This is a genomic window from Parabacteroides sp. PM6-13 (assembly GCF_029892605.1).
GTDB lineage: Bacteria > Bacteroidota > Bacteroidia > Bacteroidales > Tannerellaceae > QVMG01.
The window spans coordinates 96,224-120,230 of sequence record NZ_JARXWF010000007.1 but is presented as its reverse complement, the minus strand read 5'-3'; the positions used below and the strand labels follow the sequence as shown (position 1 = coordinate 120,230).

The 24,007-nt window shown below is 45.6% G+C and carries 9 protein-coding genes; 2 read left to right on the top strand and 7 right to left on the bottom strand.

The genetic code is table 11. From position 1 onward, the window contains the following. Positions 1–50 precede the first annotated feature (50 nt). The 6 genes from M2134_RS08380 to M2134_RS08355 all read right to left on the bottom strand — a co-directional run bounded on the left by M2134_RS08380 (position 51) and on the right by M2134_RS08355 (position 15,066). The gene (locus M2134_RS08380; protein ID WP_280750887.1) at positions 51–1,724 is read right to left on the bottom strand and encodes a DUF1735 domain-containing protein; all 1,674 of its coding nucleotides are present in this window, start codon (positions 1,722–1,724) and stop codon (positions 51–53) included. A 407-nt stretch (positions 1,725–2,131) separates the two neighbouring features. Beyond that, positions 2,132–4,372, bottom strand: a complete 2,241-nt coding sequence (locus M2134_RS08375; RefSeq protein WP_280750888.1) for a DUF6055 domain-containing protein — start codon at positions 4,370–4,372, stop codon at positions 2,132–2,134. A gap of 63 nt (positions 4,373–4,435) precedes the next feature. Continuing rightward, positions 4,436–5,413 carry a DUF4859 domain-containing protein gene (locus M2134_RS08370; protein WP_280750889.1) on the bottom strand — a complete coding sequence of 326 codons (978 nt, stop codon included), beginning with the start codon at positions 5,411–5,413 and terminating at the stop codon, positions 4,436–4,438. Positions 5,414–5,433: 20 nt separating this feature from the next. Next, a complete protein-coding gene (locus M2134_RS08365) occupies positions 5,434–7,104 on the bottom strand; it encodes a RagB/SusD family nutrient uptake outer membrane protein (RefSeq protein ID WP_280750890.1) in 1,671 nt (556 codons plus the stop codon). Positions 7,105–7,120: 16 nt separating this feature from the next. After that, positions 7,121–10,015: a TonB-dependent receptor gene (locus M2134_RS08360; protein WP_280750938.1), complete on the bottom strand. Its 2,895-nt coding sequence runs from the start codon at positions 10,013–10,015 to the stop codon at positions 7,121–7,123. A 1,022-nt stretch (positions 10,016–11,037) separates the two neighbouring features. Continuing rightward, complete coding sequence (locus M2134_RS08355) at positions 11,038–15,066, bottom strand: hybrid sensor histidine kinase/response regulator transcription factor (RefSeq protein ID WP_280750891.1); 4,029 nt, start codon at positions 15,064–15,066, stop codon at positions 11,038–11,040. A 225-nt stretch (positions 15,067–15,291) separates the two neighbouring features. Here M2134_RS08355 and M2134_RS08350 point away from each other — a divergent pair, with 225 nt between their 5' ends. Continuing rightward, the gene (locus tag M2134_RS08350) at positions 15,292–19,356 is read left to right on the top strand and encodes a two-component regulator propeller domain-containing protein (protein ID WP_280750892.1); all 4,065 of its coding nucleotides are present in this window, start codon (positions 15,292–15,294) and stop codon (positions 19,354–19,356) included. Positions 19,357–19,370: 14 nt separating this feature from the next. On the opposite strand, the gene M2134_RS08345 is transcribed toward M2134_RS08350, so the two are convergent. Further along, positions 19,371–21,734 (bottom strand): outer membrane beta-barrel protein, encoded by a 2,364-nt coding sequence (locus tag M2134_RS08345; RefSeq protein ID WP_280750893.1) that lies wholly within the window; start codon positions 21,732–21,734, stop codon positions 19,371–19,373. A gap of 747 nt (positions 21,735–22,481) precedes the next feature. On the opposite strand from M2134_RS08345, the gene M2134_RS08340 reads away from it, so the two are divergent. Further along, on the top strand, positions 22,482–24,005 hold the full coding sequence (locus tag M2134_RS08340; RefSeq protein WP_280750894.1) for a HAMP domain-containing sensor histidine kinase: 1,524 nt from the start codon (positions 22,482–22,484) through the stop codon (positions 24,003–24,005). The last annotated feature ends 2 nt before the right edge of the window (positions 24,006–24,007 follow it).

The window sequence follows — 24,007 nt, the reverse complement described above, 5'->3', positions numbered from 1 at the left end:
CTTTTTTTGTTTTAATTAATAGATCAAGATTATCTCTATCCGATGATTTCCTACGGCAACTTAAATGAATAGGTTTCTTTATAGGTATTGTCAAACCAGCTTTCATATACATAGCAGTCGATATAGATCTCACCCGTTTCCGTGTTGAAATAGGATTTGTTGTCTTTCACGTCGTTTGATCCTCCGGTTGCTACGAGCAGTTCCAGGAAGGTATAGATTTCAATTTTCTTACAATTCGGTTTGCCCGGCATATCTTCGTCGGTTACTGAGAAGAGAACAGCATACCATTCGCCATCACCACCAAAGCCATATTGTGCTGTTGCCTGCACATCATCCCAACCACGTTGGCAATCTTTCGCGGCAAATACCCGGTTGGTGATATTACGCTTTCTTTCGTTGGTAATCACCGTCAGGTCGTATGTACCGATCAGGTTCTTAGCCACATCCAGATAGATCACCTTAGATCCTTCTACCGATCCTACTTCCAGATCATCTTCCTGCAATACCAGCGGAACCAAATAATGGTCACCACCCAGCTTCAGGTTTGTGATATCAATTTCATACTGAATATTCATATCCTTCGAGTTCGCATTGATCTTACCATTGGTAATCTTGATCTTGGTTCCTTCCGGAAGCGTACTGAAGTTTGATTTCGTATTGGTGTTAAAGGCTGCGATCAAAGAGGGATCGTAAGCCATATTGATCGTTAACTCCTGCGGCAATACAGAGTTGGCTGCCACATTGATAGATCCCTTCACCGTTTTCAAACTACTGTAAGCACCTACCGTTTCATCTTCAGAAGCTCCGGCGATGGCCAGTTTCACTTCCGTAATATTAAGCTGGTAATAAACCGGCTCGCTCTGTGCCACGGCATAATCAACCGTAGAAGATTTGAAATAGCAAGGCAATACATAGGTATATCCTTCCTTCAGATTCTTGGCATTAAACTCAATATCGGCTGTCAGTTTCTTGGTGCCGTCTAATTTCACCTGACCGAAAGAATAGTTCGCTTCCGGAAGAAGTTTATACTGAGGATCGCTCAACAAAGAGGCATTCTTGTCGATTGCCAAAGAGATAGCACTCGCATCAATACCCGTAAAGTTCAGATTGGCCTCCATCGTTTTTATTTCTTTGGCTGTACTTTCTTCGACAAAGAAAAGATCAACGGGAGCACTGGGAATAGTCGTGGTTACGGTAGCCGCTGCCATATCAATATGGAGGATCACCGTATTGGCACTTTCATTCTCATCTACTCCGTCTGAATTTTCCGCAATAGCCCGAATCGGCAAAGCGTACTGGGAAGCACTCTGCACGGAACCGGCAGATTTATAGAGTTGTTTGGATTTAACAACCACTTCAAAATCCGCGTTTTTCGATTTGAGTTCAAATTTCACGCTTGTCGGCATCGTATAATATTCTGCCGGAAGCATCTTGTAACTGGTTCCGTTAGCCGCGTTAAAAGCACTTAACGCCTCTTCACTAACAGTCAACAGCATCGTCAGATCCCTGGATATACCATATTGGCGACTGTAAACCGCCTTATAGGTATCCGTTTCATTTTGTGATACAGCCGATATCTTTGCATATCCGGAGGTAGCAAACCCCGGATTGATCTCGACCGTAGGAATTGGGTTTTTCAGATCATCGGCACATCCGGCCATGATGCATGCAAAAACAATGAGAAAGAGATTTCTCACATGATGTAGTTTTCTTAGGTTCTTCATATCATTACTATTTGAATTAAAGTATAATCGATAGCAAACATAAAGATTCGGAACTCCTTCGCGTAGCATAATTGTCTAATTAAATAGCTTTATTATTTTAGTGCAACCGAACAAGAAAACTACCATACACAACTATATATCAACCATATACACAAATTCAAATAGACAATTCTTTCAACTTCTAAGACGATAATTCTATTTTATCCGTCACCCGCCAATTTCACACTCAAAAGGAGGCGATTTTTCAGATTTGTTCTACAGCTAAAGATTTTCTCACGCGGGTGAGAATTTTTTCTCATGCGGGTGAGAATTTTTTTTTCAAAAAAAAGTCCGGTAAAGATTCGAATAAACCTTTACCGGACACCGAGACTATCTATTTACAATATCAGGGTTTTGTTTCAGATCCCTTAAAACTGCATATTAAGTACAAAGGTGGCTTTGTATTGCTTGCCATCTTTGGTGTAAACTAATGTTGGCTTGATGGTGTACTTCTTGCCGGCTACGCTGGATCCCGGCTTGTGGCCGTAGGTGATTACAAACGCGTCTTTGTCGTATTCAAACCATAACGGATCGTTGTTGCCCCACGAGCCCTGGTTACCCTCGGCTGTGCAATAGAAACCGACATTGGCGGTATAGGAGTAGGAATAGCTACCGTCGCTTTGTAATAACCCCAAGGCGATTTTGCCCTCTTCCGGCACAGCGGTGTTCCCGTTGACAATGGGCAGGGTGTTTGCACTGAGTATGGCCGATTGCATCACGAAGGCTTGTGCCAACTTCTGTATATCGCCATTGCCTTGCAAATCAATCGTACCCAGGATGTAATCACCCTTGCTGGCGTCGCAGGTCAGGTTGTAGGTGAAGGTGATATCTTTTACATCGGCATTAGGATCAATCGTGAAGTTGCCCAATAAATCCGTTCCTTCGAACTTCACTTTGTAGGGCCATTGCGCATCGTCCGACTCCTTATCGTTCCAGCCGTGTATCACGTATTGCGCGGGGGCACCCTGCACGACGAGGTATAGGTGGCTGGTGTTGGCAGGTACGGTATAGGCTATTTGCCCTGCGCTCTCTTTGTGCATAGGGGCATATTGTGCTTTGCCGTTCACGATGGCCACGAATCCGTAGCGCCACCCTGCTTCTACCGTGTGCTTGTTGTAGTTGCGGGTAGTGCCTGCGACATTGCCATCACCATCGATCATAACACCCGGATCATCGGCAGCCAAGGCGCTTCCGGGTTGTAATCCTACGAAATCGGCTTTGATGGTTGTTCCCGCATCGGGTACATTGAGTGCTATCACGTTGAATCCGGTGGTTCCCGGGCAACTGGCATAGCCCACTTGATAGTAATCGCCGGCATTAAACAGCTTGGTGGCATAGTTCCCGGTCGTTGAGGGACGGTAGTCGCGTACGACATCCAAGTCGTAGGTCACCATGCGCGTGGCATAGTCATACATATCTTCGTATAACGTTTCTACATTGTTATTACAGTAAAGGTGCATATAGGTAGAGAGCGCATCTTCGGGATAGACCGCTTGTTTCCAAATGTCAGCAACACTCTCAATACCGTGCTTTTGCACCCAGTAGTATTGTAACCAGTAGCTCGCGTAACGCATCCACTCGTGTTCGAAACTACGGTGATAGTTTGCTTCCCATACGCTGACGTGGTAGCCAAATAGTTCATTCGGGTAATCCTGAAACGATTGCCATTGCGCACACTGTTCCCAGAAGCCACACCCACCGTTGCTGCCTTCGTAGCCGTAACGGAAACCTTGGGTGAAATCCATGGGAGCCCCTTGCGCCACTTTATCACAATAGACCTGATACTGGAAGCTGTGTCCAATCTCGTGTGCGATGGTCGACCCAACAGGATGGCAAGTGCTGGGGTTTACCCACAAAGCACCAATCACATTATCGTATCCACTACCGTAAGCCATCCACTCCGTCGTGTAGTGCATGTATATTTGCATTTTGTACTTATCCAGGTTGGAGGCACCGCTACCGGTATTGGCAAACTTCAACTTTTCGATATTTGTTTTGTAAAACTGTTCTGCCTTCGCTAATAGGTCGTCGATGTCTACGCGCAATTCGCTTGGCACATCAGTGCTATTAGGATCAGGCCCAAAGCCCGGCTCCCAAAACACAAAGAAGTGTTCGCTCTGTTTGTAGCGGGAAAAGGACCATTTAGAATCCTCCAACAACATATTCATATTGGAGAACTCTTCCGGTTTATGATATTTTTCGTAGTCAGGTATATCTTTCGGATCAATTTCTTTGATGACCGGGTCTGTGTTTTCTTTTTGGGTAATGGTGATTTCACCTTTATCTGTCGCGCACCGGATCGTGATCTTTGCCGTACGCGGTTCTTTTAGTTCATTTTTCTTTACGGAAACATTTACCTTAGTCAGATAGGTACCCATACCCTCTTTTCTATCCAGCTCAATCCAGTCGGCCGACACTTCGGAGGTCCATTTACTCGAAGCAGTAAAGCTGATCTCGACGGTTCCCCCTGCGTCAGAGACTTGAACATCCGTCTCTTTTACGTCAACGGTATCAAGCGCTATGGGAGTATCTTTGCCACACCCCTGTAAGCCTAAAGCGATCAACAACGCCCCAACAAGGAGGATAGGGTATGATAGTATTTTTTTCATAATAAGTATTTTATTTATTTGAGGGTGTATCAAGTTTTTACTTTTGATACACCCTCAAGATGATTAATCCATTGTAATACTAATCACAAAGCGCAACAGCTTGCTTGTGTCTGCTTTATCACGGAAACCGATACTAATGGTATATTTGTCGCCTTTGGCAGGTAAATAAGAGCGACCTACATACATGATGCCGGCATTTACATTACATTCTGCATAGAGGCAATAGCCATCGGCACCCCAATTGGTCACCGTACCATCTGCTTTCATCCAATAACCAGGTGCATTAGCCGTATAACCACTGCTTTCATCCCATTTCAAAGATTCAACACCTACGGAATACATGTGTATCTTATCACCACCCAGTGCGGTACAGAAGTCGGCAACGTTCAAGCCAAAGCGTTCTTGTATCGCGCTGGCATAATCATTGAAATCAACAGGTGCTGAATTATATTCACCGTCCGGAATCCGAATAGATACTTCAACAGGAGTGTCTACAATAACAATATCGCTAAAGAAACGAACATATTGGTCGAAGTTAGGACCGTCAATGGCAAATCCCACATTCAAGCCTACCGAAGCTCCCATAGCTGCATTTTCAAGCGCGCTAACAACAAGAGTCTTATTGCCTGCATTCAATTCGACAGCAAATTGAGCCTTAGCCTGATCAGCAACAGCTCCTACTGCGTCAAAATACCATCCTGATGTTCCTTTATTAGGCGCTGTTCTATCCCATGCATTACGAGATGTATTGATGTTATGAAATACAACTTTACCACTTGATAGGCCTGCCAGGGTTTCATCCACGGTCATATCGAGCTGTTTCTTGAATACATCAGCATAATCTTCCAAATGAATGGTATGCGTTTGCCCTGCGCCAAATTTCATTTTTTCTGTCACAGTTGCTTTGGCATCTGCCCGCAAATATGGATTTTCATTCTGACCATATACATGCTTGCTGGTGGCATCTTCCCAATCCTCACTGCATGCTGATAATGAGAGGATCAATCCTCCGATCAACAGACTATATATATACTTTTTCATACTATGTTATTCTTTAGTTATTAATACCCGGGATTCTGAACTAATTTCGGATTACCATCAATCGCTTCCTTCGGTATCGGGAAGATATTCAGATGATTATCGGCCACATTGGTTACGCGGTGTTTACAGAACCATGATTTGCCATTGAATACATTTTGTCCGTTTGTCATTTGGAAACGGATAAGATCCTGACGACGGCTGTATTCACCTACAAATTCCCACGCACGTTCATCCAATAAACCACCCAATATGATGTCGTCTCCACCTTCATATTCGCTGAAAATCTTTGCAGGATCGTTTTGTCCCATTTCATTTCGGTTTTCCTGATGTCCATAAGGATAGTTGCTACCACCTTTAAGCTGTGCCACTGTGCGTGCTGCTTTGTCAGGACGAGCCTTAAAGTTACGGGCACGTACCTGTTCCACTAAATCAGCCGCATCTTCTTCTGTTTCACCATTATAACCGCCCATTCTAAGCAGGCACTCGGCTTTCTTCAATAACACGTCGGCATAACGATAGAAAGGCACGTCGTCATAGCTCGTTCCGAAGTCGCCCGGAAGGATTTCATATTTTACTAAGCGGCCGCCTTCATATTCATAACAACCTGGTTGGTCGATACTGCGAATTTCTTTGGTATAAACTACCGGTACACCATTTGCCATTAATGGAGTTCCGTCCATGGCATATTGAGGCGTATCAACATTCCAGCAATCATCATAACGTTCGTCATCGGCATCGTATGAATCCAGGAACTGTGACAAAACGTTGGCACCACTCGTTGCCCATCCGTTGAAACCATATGTTTGTTTACTGATTACAGCAAGCCACATATTGGCATAATAGTTACCACCACCATATTTCTCTACATAAGGTATTCCGAAAATGATTTCAGGATTGCCTGAAATATCTTCTTTGAAACAATCCAGGTAGTTAGGAGCTAAGGAGTAAACCCCGCTTTCAATGATTTCGTTTAGTTCATCAATACATTTACCATACCATGATTTATCGGAATCATCATTGAACCAGGCATTGTGATTAAGATACATATTGGCAAGCAGCATGTTTACCGCATAATTATTAATGCGTCCCATAACTTTTTCATTACCACATTTCCCTTTCACATCGGTCAGTTCAGCAATGATAAAATCCCATGTTTCTTGAGGAGTAGCCTGCGTTGGCAGCCACCCTGCTTCATGAGTAGCTTCCGTATCTAATGGAATATTGCGGAAGGCATCGAACAACATGAAATAATACAAGGCCCTGTAAGCTCTTAATTGTGCTACTGTCGTCTCTACCGATTGCACTGCCGGGTCTTCCAATAATTGGTTACAAGCGGATACTCCCGCATAAGCCCGTGTCCAGAAGGTATTGAAATGGTCAATATCCGGATTAAACTCATGTTTATGTAACGGGATATACAAGTCACCCCAGCCAATACCGATACGGTTAGGAATACACCAAAGGTCACCGGCAAGTCCTGAAATGTCCGAATAGCTATACCAACCCCAAAGAACATTTCGCAAACTGTTATATACAGGTACAAATAAGGCTTGTGCATCTTCCGGTGTAAACTGATAGACATCAGGAGACATCGTATCATATATCGTTTCACTCAAATCAGTACAACTATTTAAGGAGATTGAACACGCAATAAGCGCGCCTCCTAAATAAGCTTTTATTTTAGTTTTCATATGCTGTTTAATTTTTTTAGAATCCAAGGTTAATACCAAAAGTAAACGAACGAGTTGTTGGATATGTATCGCGATATTCTATACCGGGAGCCTGTACGTTACCAAAGTCAAGTTCCGGATCCAAACCGGAATAGCCGGTTATACAGAACAGATTGTTTCCCGATGCATAAACACGTAGACTCTTGATGTAATTGCTTTTAGGCATTTGAAGCGTATAACCGATGGTTAGGTTACTCAATTTCAGGAAATCACCATCTTCCAGATAATAACTTACAATGGCTTGTTTTTGTGCTCTCGACAAGGTGTATTCTCCTCCATAAGGCGCTTTAAGAACAGCTTTCATCTTATTCAGGTACACAGCATTGTTTTCATAGAAAGCGCGTGGGCCATTTAGAATCTTAAAGCCAAACTGTCCTGTGAATTGTGCCGACAAATCAAAATTCTTGTAGCGTAACTGATTACTCCAACCGGCAAACAGCTTAGGCAAACCAGACCCAAAGTCCTGACGATAGCTTTCATCATCAAGCATGGCATCGTTAAGCTCTACGACCTCTTTCGTTTCCGGGTGTTCAATTAAGAATACACCACGTTCAGATACACCTACTGATTTCATGATATAGAAATGGCCTAATTCCTTACCTACTTCCATATAATGTGTTTCCTGTGAGATCGGAGCATCCAACCAGCCTGTAACACGGAAGTTTGCCGTTTCATACAAATCATTTGAAAGGCTCAACAGTTTGTTCTTATTGTGCGAAGCGGTTATGGTTGTTTTCCATTCAAAATCCTTCGTGCGCACAGGAACAGCATTAATAGCTACTTCAATACCGGTATTACGCATTTCCCCTACATTGGCCAACGTGGTGTTATACAAGTTGGGCGGTACAGGAACCGAATAGTTCCATAACATATCCGTAGTTGTCTTCCGATATACATCAATAGAACCGCCTAAACGATCGTCTAACGTGCTAACATCGATACCGACATTGTATTCTGTTGATTTTTCCCATTTCAATTCAGGATTAGGATTCGATGTAACAACCAAACCTGGTTTCCATTCTCCGTCATCATAGAAATATTGTGATCCAAAATCATATTTCAATAAAGAAAGGTAATTACTGCCGGGAATAACCCCTGTAGTACCCATACCGGCACGTAATTTCAAATGGTCGAGCCAAGTCAAATCACTCATAAACTCTTCATTACTGATAGTCCATCCCAAAGAAACGGAAGGGAATGTACCCCATTTATGATTGGCACCAAAGCGGGAAGAACCTTCGCGACGGATACTAACCAATGCGTTGTATTTATTAGCATAACCATAGCTAATACGTCCGAAAGCACCAATCAGTTTGCTATCGTTTTTGTAGCTACCCATACCGGCTTTCCCATCTTTGAGATAGCCCCCTAATTTCAGGTTATTGTATTGGAAGAAGTCATTAGGGAAATCGGTATTGTTTGCGTTAAAGCCCGACGCCTGTGAGTATTGGTAGCTATAACCCACCAACGCTTCAAAGCGGTGTTTACCAATGGTCTTTTGGTAGTTAGAGGTGAACTCTAATTCATCCGTATGACTTTTTCCATATGAATGATAGGCATACCCTGTGTGGCCGGAGCTACGCTGATCAGGATGATCTGAGGTATAATATCCTTTATCGTGTCCACTCCAGGTGCGACGAGATATCCGAAGGTTATTTTGCCATCCCTTAATCGGTTCGAAGGTTAATGATCCCGTCATGCGTGACCAATCGGTTTCATAATCACCAATGCGTTCGTTAATCAACGCTAACGGATTCACATATTCGCTACGACCGAAATTCTCATACCAGTTGCCATCCGCATCTTTAATAGGTTCGGTTGGGTTATGGATAATAGCCTGGCGATACACATACGTAGCATTATTTGCACTATTGGTATGTTGTCCCTTCAACAGATTGAAGCTAACTTTCAACATATCATTGAAGAACCAATGCGATAGGTTCATGTTGATGGTTAAGTCTTCACTGTATGTATTCAGGATAACCCCCTGATCATCGCGATAGGTCACATCGGCAGAATAGGTCGTTTTCTCTGTACCACCATGAATATTCACGTTATGGTTGTGTGAGAAACTGGTACGTGTAACGGCATCCAACCAGTCAGTGTCATACCCCATATCAGTAAAGTCAGTATAGCCTTGACGAATCTCTTCCGGTCCCATGAAATCATGCTTTTTACCAAACTGTGATAAAGAGAGATAACCGGAATAGTTGATTGACGCTTGTTGTCCACGTTTTCCTTCAACGGTCGTAATAAGAATAACCCCATTAGCACCGCGTGTACCATAAATAGCGGCTGCCGACGCGTCTTTCAACACATCCACAGATGCGATATTTTCAGGAGCCACCGTGCCCATGTCACCCGGTATCCCATCAACCAATACCAACGGACTGTTGCTACCTGTCAAGGTAATAACACCACGTAAGCGAATACTGGAACCGGAATTGGGGTCACCACTACCTTTTGAAATAACCAAACCGGCCACTTTCCCTTTAATCAGGTCGGCAGCATCACTTACCTTACCCTGAATAAAGTCATCTTTCTTCACACTACTAATGGCACTCGTCACATCACCTTTCTTCTGGGTACCGTAACCAATCACCACTACTTCATCCATCAACTGGGAATCTTCCTGCATACGGATCGTCAAAACGCCTTGATTACCTACCGTTACCTCCATCTGTTGGTAACCTACATAGGAAAATTGAAGCACCGGATTCGATCCGGTCAGCGTCAATGAGAACTTACCATCCACGTCGGTGGTGGTACCATTTGTCGTTCCTTTTTCCACGACATTCACGCCCGGAAGCTCATAGCCTTCAGCGTCAACTACTGTTCCTTGTACCGTTTTCGACTGTTGCACAGACAACATACTGCCCGCTTCACTCACGTGTGCAACACCTGTAACATCGGACGCGCTTACACTGAACAAGACACAACATGCCAAGCATAGGATACCCCATCGCCTGCCAGGAAACTTTGTTTTCTTTCTCATAATCTTAATCAAATTAGTTTAAGTGTTTTTCCGCAAATCATATAATAAAGGCAAAGGAAACATATCTGTTAATTTTTCAGAAATAGAATCGTCCATTTAAATACAAAAAACATACAGGCAGCAAAGCCTTAAAAACAACCTTATCAAGCTATATATCAAAGTATTAAACTCTCATAGATAGACTATTTTACCATTTTATTAGACTATCATTGCTTTTTAATTTTATAAAATGTTCACATATCAAATGTTACTATTCAGCGAATTCGACTTGTTTTGTTTTTATATGCGTCCGACAGGACTGTATAATCTCTCCTGCATTTTCGCTGCAAAATGACCTTAAATCAGGCCATATGTTAATAATTCGTAAAATGACACGTTTAACACGCCTCTGTTTTGCTATCAAAAAGCAACCAATTTTCCGAAAAAAGACTCTTTTTGATAGGAGCAGGCCAGGAAATCGGGGTGTATCCAGGGTGATTAGCTTACGTTTTAATAGTGCCTCCGTACTGCCTCCGTACTGCCTCCGTATTGCCTCCGTTCTAACTATATAAAAAGTACGTAAAAAGTATGTAGATACCATGTAGACACCATGTAGGCACCATGTAGGCACCCCCTAGGGGGTGCGGAGGCATTATTAAAGCGTAAGCTATTTGTCCATATGTAACATAAAGAAAGAAAAATGAAACGTTCACGCGCATTTCTGTAGCACAATCAAAGATTTCGGTAACAAAAACGTGCGTGATTCAACAGATTGTTGACTATGTTTGTAAAGAGGCAAAAGGGTAGAAAACGTGATTGTTTTTTATGTATTAGTCTATTTGTTCTATTAGATTGTAGAACCGTTTGCGTTAAAGCCCAGGCTTTCGCAAACGGTTTTTTTTTCTTCGATTGCTCATCCTTCATTCTTCATTTCCCAAGTGTTCGTCCATATAGGTGGTAGGTGAAACGCCGTACAGTTCTTTGAAGACGGTTGAGAAATAGCTGGCATTCACAAAACCGGTCAGTTCCGCCACTTTGGCAATGGAATAGCGCTTTTCCGACATAAGAGCTGCTGCCTGCTTCAGGCGCATATTCCGAATGAAATCACGCGTTGTCTGGTTGGTCAGCTCCTTCAACTTACGATGCAGGTGTACGCGACTGATGCCTATGTCATCACAAATCATCGAGACGGTCAGGTTCGGATTAGAAAGATTATCATTGATCACCCGCATGACACGTTCCAGCAATTTATCGTCGGGCGATTGCATATCTATCTTTTGCAGTTTATCTTCCTGGTCTTGTTGCCCACTGAAGGCATTACGCAACCGTTCCCGACTACGAATGAGATTCTTGACCGTTGTACGCAATACCTCCATATTGAAAGGCTTCATTAGGTAGGCATCAGCACCCGTTTCCAAGCCTTCTATATTATCCTCTTCGGTGATTTTGGCGGTAAGCAGGATCACCGGTATATGGTTCAGGTTCACATTCTGTTTCATCTTGCGACAGAGGGTAAAACCATCCATTTCATCCATCATGACATCGCTTATCACCAGGTCGGGCATCCGTTTGAAGATCATTTCCAACGCATCCTTCCCGTTATTGCTTTCCGAAACGATATACTCATCCGACAGCTCTTCCCGAATATACCGGCGTATATCTTCATCATCTTCCACGATCAATACACGCCCATTGATGCGGGTACGTCCTACGGCAGGCTGTTCCGCGTTCACTTCGATCGGCACGGTGACAACAGGCGTCTTAACAGGCGCATTCTCTTTCTTCCCTATCTCATCAAGGCGAAGATGCGCACATCCTAAGGGCAGGCGAACAATAAAACGCGTACCGGGTGCCTCGTCCGGATTACTTTCGATGCGGATATCACCCCGGTGCAGTTCCACCAGCGAACGGGTAAGCTGCAGACCAATACCTGTTCCCATGCCCGAATGGCTTCGGCCGTTGCGTATCTGATAGAAGCGTTCGAACACACGCTCGCGTTCTTCGGAGGGAATACCGATGCCGTTGTCGGCAATAGTGATTTCCGCGTATCGTTCCAGCGGGCCATGTTGCGTCGCATCCTTTCCCATTGCCAGGTAGACATCGATATGCCCATTATTGGGCGTAAACTTAATAGCGTTCGAAAGGATATTCAAGATGATCTTATCAAAACTCTCGGGATCGACCCACAACAAAAGCTTATTGGCCTCCTTAGCGTGATGAAACGCCAGCGTAATATTCTTTTTGCATGCCTCCTGCGCAAATGTATCGCAGAGGTTACTCAGGGAATGGGTGATATTTGTTTCATAACAGACAAGCGACATCTGGTTCTTATCGATCTTTCGGATATCCATCAACTGATTCATTAGCTTCAGAATACGTTCCGCATTATGGTAGATAGTCAGGTAAGTCTTTTGACGTGCCTGATCGGGATCGCTACTCATCAGTTTTTGCAGCGGGCTAATGATAAGCGACATGGGCGTACGTATCTCGTGAGAGATATTGATAAAGAATTGTAGTTTGGCCTCATTTATCTGCTCGGCATGCATATGCTGCATCATCTCCTGACGCATTCGATAGCGATGGCGTACCTGCATAATAATCCCCCCTAAAGCGAGTAGGATCAATAGGAGATAACACAATTTAGCCCAGCCCGTAGCCCACCAGGGGGGCCGGATATGGATTCGGATCTCTTTCACATCCGACTCGATCGTATAGTCCTTCACTTTCACCCGGAAATGGTAGGAGCCCGGGGCCAGGTTACTGAACGAAACGCGGTTGGTACCATCGGATAATGCCACCCATACATCATCGTTCATCGCATAATAATAGGTCATACGCTCGGGATTGCTCAATTCCTGTGTGGAGAATTCGATACTAAAGGCGTTGTCGCCATGCGCCAAATGGAACTCTTCCGCCTCAAATACGGGCACATCGATGATCTCACGCCCGTCACTCAGCATACCCTTTCGCACCGGCTGGTTGTGGAGATAGAAATCGGTAATGCGCACCGTCCACTTCTTCGATGGATTGATAATCTCTTGGGGATTAAAGTAGGTAATACCGTTTGTACCACCAAACCAGATAATTCCCTTCTCGTCTTTGAATGATGCGTTTTTACTAAATTCATTGCCTTGCAGACCATCCCCTGCAAAATAACTCATAAACTGCTGGCTCTCCGGATAAAACTTAGCCAATCCGGCATTGGTGCTTATCCATAGATTGTTCTGCTCATCCTCTTTCATTGCATAGACAGCATTACTGGGCAAGCCGTCAGCAGCGGTGTAAGAACTCATCCGGTGAGTATCCGGGTTCCATTTATAAAGCCCATCAGCACTTCCAATCCAAACAATGCCCTGGCTGTCTTCGTAGATAGAATGGATGATTTGTTTGACCAACATCTTTTGGATCTGGGGATTTTCCGGATCGGGCACGATGCTGTACACCCCGTCGTAGGTACCGGCATAGAGAATATTATCCCGGGAATGACACAGGCTGGTGATCCACCCATTGATCCGGGTATTCATCTTCTCATCATAAACAATCCGATCGCTTTTCATATCATAGTAGAACAAGCCGGATCCCATGGTTGCGATCCAGACCCGCTGGTCATCATCTTCGGCAAAGGCGTAGACACGCTGCACACGCCGTCCGTCGCGATCAAGCAGGTCTTTTCGGTAGGCACATAGCCCGGTTGCCTTATCTATCTTACCCATGCCATTGATATAGGAGCCAACCCAGAGGTTATGTTTCGAGTCTTCATACAAGGCCATAACGGTGGATGGAGCAGCGGCGGGATGATCGCCCGGCTGGTAATGTGCCTGCTGCTTTTTATGATCCGTGATGCGATAAATACCATCGTTGTCGGTTCCTACCCACAGAGTACCTTCATGGTCTTTACAAAGGGCGGTGATACAATTGGAGCCAATGATATTCTTATCAACCGATTTATATCCCATGTACTTAAAGCTATTGGGTTGCATCGGGATCTTCATCACCCCCTTCTGATAGATAGCCACCCAGAGGTTACCGGCATTGTCTTTCAGCATGGAATGTACTTTTGAGGTATTTGACTTAAAATAGGTATTATCGAAATCATAGTCGACGATCTTCCTTGTTCGGTTCACAAAGATCTTGATGCCTTTTCCATCCGTACCCATATAGAGTTCGTTATAGCTATTGGGATAGAGCGTTTTAAGCGGTAAATCCGCATATTCCTTGGGGGAGACCAGAATAAACGAATCCGTCTCTTTCTCATACATCCACAGACCGTCGCCCATGGTAGCCGCATAAATACCACCCTCCTGGTCTTCACACAAGCTACTGACATTGATACCACTCTTGCGTTCCAGGTAATGAGATACTTGATTGTCGGCGCCTATTCGGTAGACACCTTCTTCACCTCGCGCCATCCAGATAGCATTGTTGCGGTCTTCGATAACCGAACCGGCACCAAAGGTGGAGATAGGCAGATGAAGCGGATGAACAGTCAGTTTGTCACCCTGAATAGTCAAAACAGATATGTCATTGCCTGAAATCCATATGTCTCCATTTCGCCGTTTCAGGATAGAGCCAACATTGTTCTCGTAGATGCCTCCATTGGCCAAGGTGGCAGGAGGCGAGAAGCAGTCGAGCGCCGGGTCATAGACCTGCACCCCGCCATAGGTGCCGACAATCAGGTTGCCCTGTGCGTCTTCCGCCAGGCAGCGCACCAGGTTGTGCATCAACGAACGGTTGTTTCCGGGTTCATTCCTATAGATGGTAAATTTGGCTCCGTCATAGCGGTTCAAGCCATCCTCCGTCGCAATCCATATCATGCCGTTGCTGTCTTGGTAGATCATATTAATCAAGCTACTGGACAGATCCCTGTCAGTAGTAAACAGCTTAGCGGATTGCCCAAAAACCAATAGAGGTATCAACAGCAATAGAAACAAGGCGCGGGTCTTTCTCATGATAGTATTTGCAGTATAACTTTGTTTACTTTCACAAAAATAACCTAAATCCGCTATAAAACCTATCGTTTGATAGGACTTTTTCCTAACTCGCTCCACCGATAGCGTTTCATAGAGCTTTCGGTGGGAGGAGGAATTTATTAATTCGTAAGAATAAGAGCTAATTATTGAATGAATTGAAGTAATTTACCTACATTTGCATCTAATTGAAAGGGTAGTAATAATATGAAAACATCCTTGTTACGCGCCATTATTTTGCTTGGTTTGGTTAACCTTCTTCTTTGTCCGAAAGCAGTAGCTGAGCGGTTTCGGTTTCGTCACTATGAAATAGAAAACGGTTTACCGTCTAATACCGTACGTACCTTAACGCAGGACAGTCGTGGTTTTATGTGGTTTGGCACAGAGAATGGACTGAGTCGCTTCGACGGCTATTCGTTCAAGAACTTCCAATACGACGCCGATGCCCCCTTTTCTATTGGCAGCAATTACATTTATGCTTTGTATGAAGATCCCAATCAAGATCTTTGGATAGGGACTGACGATGGTGTTTACCTCTACAATCCGGAGTCGGAATGTTTCTCTTTCTTCGATAAGAAAACAGAGAAAGGCACCTTGATAAAGAGTCATATTTCAGATATTCGTGCCGATCAGCAAAACAATATCTGGATCTCGTCGCACTCACAAGGGCTTTTTTATTATGACAGGCAAAAAGGGGCGTTACATCAATACACCTATGAGTCGGGTAACTCGAACACGCCGGGATCCAACATGATCCTTTTTGTCTATGTCGACAAAGAGAATACCGTTTGGGCTGCTCCCCAACGGAGTCTCCCGATTATCAACAAATACGATCCCTCCTCCCGGTTATTCACCACCCTTGAGCTCACATTGCCCAACGTCGACACCAATGATTTCGGGGTGTATGCCATGATCGAAGACAGTAACCATACTTATTGGATTGGCACTTGGAATCATGGGTTGTGCAAAATGGACAAAGAAAGCGGTAGGCTTGAACAATTTTTAGTACCCGGAACAGTGAATGGCATCTCCCATATACACAATATCATCGAATACGAACCGGGCTTATTGCTTGTTGGATCCGACGACGGTTTGAGTATCTTCAACACCCAAACCTATGAATGCACGCAGATGACGGCATCCGAGTTGAAAAGCAGTACCCTGTCGGACAAGTTTATTTACCCGGTCTACAAAGACCAAGAGGGTGGCTTGTGGATCGGCACCTACTATGGTGGAGTCAACTATGCACCACCCACCAAAGGACATGTAGAGGGCTATACACACTCCAGTTACTTCAATTCGGTCGGTGGGAACATCATCAGTTGCTTCTGCGAAGACGACGCGGGGAATATATGGATCGGTGCCGACGACGGAGGCTTGAGTTGCTTTGACCCCATCAAAAAAACATTTACGAACTATATGCCTCAGCCAGGGGTTAATAGCTTGTCGTATCATAATATCCATGCCTTGTATAACGATAAGGACAAACTATGGATCGGCACCTACTCGGGCGGTCTTAATGTGTTCGACCTGAAGACAAAGCGCTTCAAGCATTACTACCCCAAAGCAGGCGATAACTCCTCCCTATTCGGCAGTAGTGTCTACTCCATCTACCGTGACAACGAGCAAAACCTTTGGATCGGAACGATGGAAGGGATCTGTCTCTATAATCCGGAGAAAGATAATTTCATCCGTATGAAAGATACCGGAACGACGACTATCGATATCCTGGACGACAAGCGAGGCAATGTGTGGTTCGCTACCTGGGGGAAGGGGTTATTCCGCTACAACAAAGAGGACAGAAGCTGGCATCACCATCTCTACAATGCCAAAGACCCCACGTCGCTGCCCAGCAACCAGATCAATTCGCTCCATTTAGATATGCACGGGACACTGTGGTTTGGCACCGACAATGGACTGACCTCTTACAACAGCGACAACAACTCGTTTGTCTCGGCCCCACTCGGGGTTGCCAGTCAGAAGATCAACCACATAGTAAGCATTGAAGGCACCTTATGGCTCTCTACGATGAGTGGCTTGGTGAGCTACAGGCCGCTCGACAAAACCGTACGCACCTTCTCTAAAAGCGATGGGCTCTTAAGCGATCAGCTCAATGTGAAGGCAGGCCTACTCAGCTCAAACGGTGATCTTTACCTTGGGAGCACCAATGGGTTCAATATCATCCGCCCGGAAGAGATCTATGATAACAATTTTACTCCGCCGGTGTATATCACCAACATTCAGTTGTTCTACAAAGACCTGATGATCAAACAGGATGGCATACTCCGTAACTCCATCCTGTATACCGACCAAATAGACCTTTCCTACAAAGAGAGTGTCTTCAGTATCGAATTCGTATCGCTCAGCTATAATGCCCCCGGCAAGAACCAATACAAATACAAATTGGAGGGATTCGACAAGGACTGGAACCTGGTAGGCAATCAACGAAAGGCTACCTATACCAACCTGCCGGCCGGTAGTTACATTTTCCATGTGATGGGCACCAATAGCGATGGCATATGGAACGAGAAAGAGAAGCAACTCAGGATCGTTATTCATCCTCCCTTCTGGCAGACCACCTGGGCTTACATCCTCTATGCAGTCCTGTTTTTCAGCACCTTGGGATGTATCATCTACTACATTCGCCTGCGAGCAGAGAACAAGCACCGAAGAGGGCTGCGCATATTACAACATGAGAAAGAGAAAGAGCTGCAAGAGGCGAAAATCAACTTCTTCACCTTTGTCGCCCATGAAATACGTACGCCGGTCTCCCTTATCATCGCTCCGCTGGAGAAAATCATGGAGAACACGGAAACGATGCCCAATGCCATACGGGATAGTTTCAATATCATCGATCGGAACAGCCAGCGTCTTCTCAACCTGGTCAATCAGTTGCTCGACTTCCGCAAAGCCGAAGAGGGAGCCTTCATTATCCGCTTCGACCGGTATGACGTCTATGAGTTGCTTCAAAATATCTACATACGCTTCAAGCCTTTAGCAGAGCAAAAGAACATCACGATTACGTTCGAGATGGAAAATCAGGAGGCCAAAGCAACACTCGATGCCGAAGCAGTCACCAAAATAGTAAGCAACCTACTGACCAACGCCCTCAAGCATGCGAAGAACAAGATTGCCATTCGCTGCTATACCGAAGAGGAACAGCTTGTTATTATGGTCTCCGACGATGGAGAGGGTATCCGGCCAGAGGAACAAGAAGGCATCTTCCGCCCCTTCTATCAGGTAGAGAAAAACAAAAAGCCGGGCACTGGCATAGGCCTTTCTCTGGTGAAGCTGTTGACCGATGCCCACAAAGGCACGATCAAGGTCACCAGCGAACCAAACGTAGAGACCTCGTTTATCCTGACCTTGCCGATCGAACAGAAGATCACCGATCCGGCCTTACATCCCGGCATCGATATCCTCGCGGATGATAATACAATCAAGGCGGCTACTCCGTCGTCGGTAGGGACTACGGATGCGCCTGAGCCTGATCAGCCAAAAACGGAGAAACCGTTATTATTGGTGGTAGAAGATAACGCGGATATGCGAGAGTTCCTCTCCAACAACCTACAGGATAGCTACCAGATCTTAGTGGCAAAGAATGGCAAACAGGGATTGGAGCAGTTGCGCAAACAACCGGTCGATATCATTATCAGCGACGTGATGATGCCGGTTATGGATGGGTTAACCTTCACCAACGAGGTGAAAAAGGATCTCTCATTCAGTCATATCCCGTTGATCCTACTGACAGCCAAGACAGATAAAGACTCCAAACTAACCGGTATGCGGTCGGGTGCTGATGCCTATATAGAGAAACCCTTCTCACCGCAACTGCTTCAGGCGCAGATGGAGAACCTACTGCTCTCCCGGAAAAACCTTCGGAAGAAGTTCTCCGAAATGCCCTTTATCCCGTTGCAAAGCGTGGCAGGTAATAAAGCGGATGAGAAATTTGTGGCTCGGTTGAATAAGATCATTGAAAAGAATATCTCCAATGCGGAATTCTCTGTTGATGTGTTAGCCGAAGAGCTCAATATCAGCCGATCGGGATTGTTCGCCAAGGTAAAGTCCTTAGTCGACATGACGCCGAATGAGCTGATCCAGCTTATTCGTTTGAAAAAAGCGGCTCAGCTCTTATCGGAAAAGGAGTTCCGCATCAATGAGATATGCTACCAAGTAGGATTCAACAACCCCTCCTACTTCTCGAAATGCTTCCAGAAGCAGTTCGGTATGCTGCCGAAAGACTTTCATAATCACAATACGAAGTCGGAATAAGGCGTAAATAATGCTTACTTCCCAAAACGGGAGGTATCCACCTCTTTATGATCTTTCTTCTTATAACCACCAAATTTATAAGAGAAGGCGAGGCGTACCATTTGTATATCGTTGATCTTCGTCATACGGCTCCATTGGTTGCCTTGATTGATCTCGATGCGGTGTGGATAGCCACTGGCAAAAATATCGGTAGCGGTAAGCGTAAGCGTTGCCTTCTCTTTTGCAAAGGTATATTTCAATGCCGCATCTACCTTGTAGATATAACCCAGATCGTAAATGCCCTGAATGGCTCCGGGGGTGACATATTGCCCATCCAGCGTCAGCTTCAGGTTCGGCACGCGGGGAAGACTAAAGGTGTTCGACATGACGAAAGCACCAACAAAGGCATGGCGATTGAAAGACATATCGTGGAAATGTTCACTCTTCTCCTGCATGCGGAAGCCTTGCAGCGTAATCCGGCTACTCCACCACGTTCCGACCTTGAAAGGCACAATGGCCACCAAACCGGTCTTCAGGGCGTAATCGAAATTCTCATTGCGGAATACATTCTTCACCTCCGAATCGCTCTGGTAAGGCACCTGGGTGAAATAATCCGGTTCGTAGGTGCAGAAAGCCATAAAGATATATTTCTGCTTCAGGATATACATCAACTGGCTGTTATAGGAGCGATAGGGTTTCAGATGCGGATTGCCCACCACCTCGGAATAGGAATTAAGCGGATAGCTCTTCGGGCTCAGGTCCCAGTAGGAAGGATAGGTCTTATCGCTGGTCACATTCAGTTGCATGATATGATAAGGCGAGAAGGTATAACTCATCGACACCGTCGGCAACAGGGACCATTCATTCCAGAGCGTCATATCCTCTTTCAACGAGGCATAGTCCGACCGGTAATAATCGCCCTTCAAAGCAACTGAGGCCGAGAAGCGTGGGCCGAACTGGGTAGCTGTCTCCACAAACACATTGGCGGTGTAGTCCTGCTGGCGGTTATCCTCCAACTGCTCCGGTGCCGGTTGGTAACCATGACCCTTGTCGTAGGCATATTCCAGGTAGTTATCCGACTGGGTATAACCACCTTGCGCTCCATAATTAAGCGACCACTTCCCTATCTGATGCGACTGATTGAGATAGGCGGAGTAGCGGGATACATCCTGGGTACTTGTATTAAGCATCTTTATATCATCCTCTTTATCAGCCCCGTAATCATTGAAATACATATCAGACGGATCATGGTATTTCGTATAGTCCACCCCGGCACGCAGCCCCTTATGTCCTTCAAACTGCAATCCGACATTATGCAACTGGGTCGTGCCCGATGTCACCGCGTCAGACCGGCGCAATTCGCTATTAGTCGCACCAAGTGGCTTAAAAACCGTTGTGGCATCTCGCTTCGACTCGCCATCTTCCAGATTCACGTAATAAGAGGCCGACAGCTTATCCTTATTGGCGAAGGTATAATCCATTCCCAGACGCGCATAGCCATCGCTTCCGGTATTCCGGCTACGTCCTTTCTGATCAATATGAATCACCTCCTGGCCCACCGTGTGGCGCGCCTCTATATCTTCTCCGCCATAACCGCGCCCATGGGAACCATCAACCAGGAAGTCGATTGTCAAACGAGGCGTGGAATACAACACATTGGCATTCACACTAAAGGCCTCGTAGTATCTCTGTCGGTAGTTGGCACCCACCTCGCCCTGCAAAACAGGCTCATCGCTCGTAGCAGCGTCCAAGACCACATTGATGATCGAGCCTTTCACATGGTAGCGTGCCGGCGCGTTATACATCACCTCCGCCTTCAAGACCCGTGAGGCCGGAATGGTCTTCAATAATTGAATCAGCTGGGGCAAAGAGAGGGTGGTCAACTGACCGTTGATCACGATATCGAGGCTACGCGCTCCTACCAGCTCAATAGAATTATCTCCACCCATCACTCCCGGCAATTCTTTGATTGCCTCGAAGGCGTTAATACTGGCTTTATCTTTGATCAACTGAGGAACATCATACGAAAGGGCAGATCCCTCGACCCTGACCACCGGACGCTCGCCTTTCACTACTACCTCATCGAGGGCAAAGCTCTTGGGCTCCATCTGGAAGGTTCCGATCTCACCCGAAGTGAACTCTTTCGTCAATGTCTCGAACATCAGGTGCTGACAGATCAAACGAAAAGCCCCGTCTATCGGTGCAGAGAGCGTGAACACCCCCAGGCTATCCGTCATAACGGCCTCCACAAAGACAGAATCCATCGTCTGCCGGATAACGGCCACACTTTCGATCGGCAGATCATCGGGGTCAACCACTTTCCCGGAAACAGACTGGGCTTTCATCAGAAACGAACAGGCCAACAGGCACATTATCAAAAGGAATCGCATCGTTTTCATTTATTTTATTTTATTGGTTTGTTTTTAATTTTGTGGTATTTGAAGGTGGGAATCGCGCTGCAAGCGCGAGATTATGCATAACCGTATGCAAGCGTAGCGCAGCTTACGGTATAGCGACTACCAGTCAATCAAGCGCCGCAGGTGCGAGATCTGCCATAATCCCGCCCCATGCGGGGCTTTTTATATAGAGGATTCACTACCGTAAGCTGCGCTACGCTTGCATACGGTTATGCATAATCTCACGCCTGCGGCGTGCATCCCCGCAATCTTCCCATTTTCTCCCTTCTCCTTTCTCCTTCCCATCTCCTCCGATTTGAAGATCCCCTCCATCAGGGCAATCCTTTCAATCAAACCAATCACATCCGGAAAATCCAAAAATCAGCGAAATCAAGGTTCAAACAAATTGACAAATTGTCAAAAACGCCCGGCTTTTTTTCCGTAAACGTAGGGGTATTTTAAATTACCCGCAGGAGTAACACTTTTTAACGTATCATATTGTAAAGCAAAAACGCCTTTTTGCTTACATTTTGACAATCGAAGATCGCTTAGCCAGCAAAGCGAAGCGCAAAGCAATTCACCTTTCCGGCTCCACCGATACAAAGAAACAGCCTTTTTCATGAAAACAATGTTACCATCGACTTACGAAGTGTTATTTAGTCTTACCAAGCGGTTGATTTCTCGCGTTTCATTAGGCTTAGCCGGATTCCGGTTGTATTTTTGTTCCGTTCATTTAGATGATTGAAATCTATGAAACCTCGTCTTCATTTCAAATTAATCGGTTTGATGATCATCTCCGCTTTGATCGGTTTGATCATCTTTCAGGGCTATTGGCTGAAAGGGCTGTATGGTACGCTCTACAGCCAGATGGAGTCTGATATCCGGGAAGCCATGCGCATAGCCGACTACAAGGAGATATTCTACCGCATGGAAGAATACAAACAAAAACGAGGGGAAGGCGAAGAATTCAGTAGACAAATAAGCTTTAGCAATGTTGATATGGAAGCCAAACAGGACACGCTTCCGGCAACGGAAAAGCTGGCTTCGGTCGATATCGGAGAGATCGATCTAACAGAGGTCAACCTGAAAGAACAGGCGGAAACAGCTCTTAATGAATTATTATCTGCCCTGAACAGCCTGCAGGAAATCATTCTCCAGGGCATGCACGATCAGTTCGACTCCATCGCTCCCATCAAGTTTGAGATATACGACCGCTTTCTGGTGGAAGAGTTAAAAGCCAGAAACATTCATGCGCATTACCAGGTCTACCTCATGTTCGAAGCGGAGAAAAACCACCAGGTATTTCGCACCTTAAGCAAAAGCCATCCCGCCATGGCACCCGATACGGCTACGGCCGTTTTCGACTGGCAGGATGCCTCCTACTATGATTATCCGGTGCGGATGAATCCGAAATACCTGTCGGAAGCCGATCCGACCATCAGCGATCCTTTCTCCTACCGGTTATACATCAAATCGCCTGCACGCATTGTCTTCCGGCAGATGACAGGCATATTATTCACCTCTTTCCTCTTGTTGGTGATTATCCTCGTGGCTTTTCTCTATCTGTTGCGAACCATTATGCGGCAGAAGACAGAGGAGGAGTTGAAGACGGACTTTACCAACAATATGACGCATGAGTTGAAAACACCTATATCGATCAGCTATGCGGCAGTCGACTCCCTACTCCACTTCGGAGATCCGGTGAATGAGAAACAACGCAAATACCTCACCATTGTCAAGGAACAACAAACGCAACTGGCCGGACTGGTTGAGCAGATACTCACCCTGTCGGTCGAAAACCGCAGTACATTCAAGCTCCACCCCACCGAGATCGACCTGAAAGAGCTTATCGCCCAACTGCAGGAACAATGGCTGATGAAAACAAATCAACACGTACGCTTCTCGACCCATATCCCGGATGGTCTGACCGTGACGGCCGACAAAACACATCTTTACAATATCATCAACAACCTGATCGATAACGCAATAAAATACAATAACAAAGAGATATGTGAGATAGCCATCCGGGCAAATAAAGAGCCGGATGAAGTACGCATCAGCCTAAGCGACAACGGCCCGGGCATCAGCCAGGCACATCAAAGCCGTATATTCGACCGCTTCTACCGCATCCCGAGCGGGAACCTGCATAATGTGAAAGGACACGGACTGGGCTTGTTCTACGTGAGAGACATGATGAAAAAGCAGGGCGGCGACGTAACGGTTGAAAGCCAGATCGGAAAAGGCAGCACGTTTCATCTTATTTTGAAAGGATAAAA